Origin of the sequence: Limosilactobacillus panis DSM 6035, from assembly GCF_001435935.1 — a bacterium.
GTDB lineage: Bacteria > Bacillota > Bacilli > Lactobacillales > Lactobacillaceae > Limosilactobacillus > Limosilactobacillus panis.
In genome coordinates, this window is sequence record NZ_AZGM01000102.1 from 1 (window position 1) to 1,307 (window position 1,307).

Below are 1,307 nucleotides of genomic sequence, written 5' to 3' on the forward strand. Positions count from 1 at the left end.
AAGTACGGTATCAGCTTCAAAGTGGCCGAATTCCTGGCGAGTTTCGACTTTATGAGAACGCTCCTCAATGGAGCGGCCGTGACTGAACGTACCCCGCTTTTCTTTAGCACGATGACGACGAATTCCATGATCAGGCAAATCGGGTAACTGTACATCAAGCCATCCTTGATCAATCCAGTTATAGACCGTCTTGTAGGCAATCCCAACCACATGGGCAACTTGTTCAGGGGACCACTTCTGGACTTGAATCTTTTCCTCGATCAAGTGTTTAAGGTTTTTAGTGAGCGAAGACTTCCGCCCCCGGTGACTAACCTTGCGTTCAAAGTCAGTTTGCGCTAGCTCAGCCCGGTACTCACTATTTAGCCGGTGAAGTTCGTTAAAGATGGTGGTCTTACTAAAGCCTAAGTAGTTAGCAATGTATCGCAAGGAACGTCCTTCATTATGAAGCGTTTCAATGACAACACGGTTCTGGAATGATAAAATAGTGGTGCTCATCAAGGTCCTTCTTTCTAATGGATTGTACGGTAACACCATTAAAGACCTTGATGGGTTTTTCTGTCCACTTAAATGTTCAACTTAAATTTTACAATCTGCCATTAATAAAAAATTTTTCTAATAATTTCCTTGTTAAAGTTGATAAAATTCACCAAGAAATTGGTCTTTCTAGTGGTAAAAAGAATATTCCGGATTTTTGTAGTGAATTGGCTGTTCTTGAAAATTCGATAGATACGACTATGGATATTCCTGAAGAGCTTGTTTCTCCTGCTAAAGAAATTGTTCAGTCTTTGTGGAATTATTATAAGCTAGTTGCTAATTCTAAGAATGTTGATGCTAAACAATATGCAGTTGATTTTGAGTCAAGTAAACAAAAAGTTGTGGTTTTAGCAAGAAAATATTCTGATATTTTAAGAAGATATATTCATGGTGAAAATAGTTGATTTTGATTTTGGCTCTTTGTCAATCGGTAAGGATGAAGATAATTTGGAGAACTAGACTAAGCTACTTTGGCTTTTGGTCTAGTTCTCTTTTTTAATAATTCACGAATCATGAGGAACTAACTAATGGAAGACTACCATAAGAAGATAACGTCTAGAATGAAATAGGGCGACTTTCTTCTAGCTAGAGGTAACTTATTGGCAGATGAACTACAACTAATTCAAATAAGTTAATGTTTATTTTAAATTAGCTCTCAGGCACATTTAAGTGATCAACTATACGTCCGATCTTTTTCAATGCGTCTGAGAGCTAATTTTCCTGAATTATTCATAGTTCATTAAAAGCCCGTCAGTTTTCGTATTTTTTCGAAA

At 37.2% G+C, this 1,307-nt stretch carries 2 protein-coding genes; one reads left to right on the forward strand and one right to left on the reverse strand.

Features of this window, described 5'->3' with window-relative positions; genetic code table 11:
• Positions 1 to 495 (reverse strand): IS30 family transposase (locus FD32_RS06575; protein WP_156410646.1); only part of this gene is annotated, 495 nt, incomplete at its 3' end.
• Positions 496 to 512: 17 nt separating this feature from the next.
• Between FD32_RS06575 and FD32_RS06580 the strand changes: the two genes are divergently transcribed.
• On the forward strand, positions 513 to 938 hold the full coding sequence (locus FD32_RS06580) for a hypothetical protein (protein WP_056962146.1): 426 nt from the start codon (positions 513 to 515) through the stop codon (positions 936 to 938).
• Positions 939 to 1,307 lie beyond the last annotated feature (369 nt).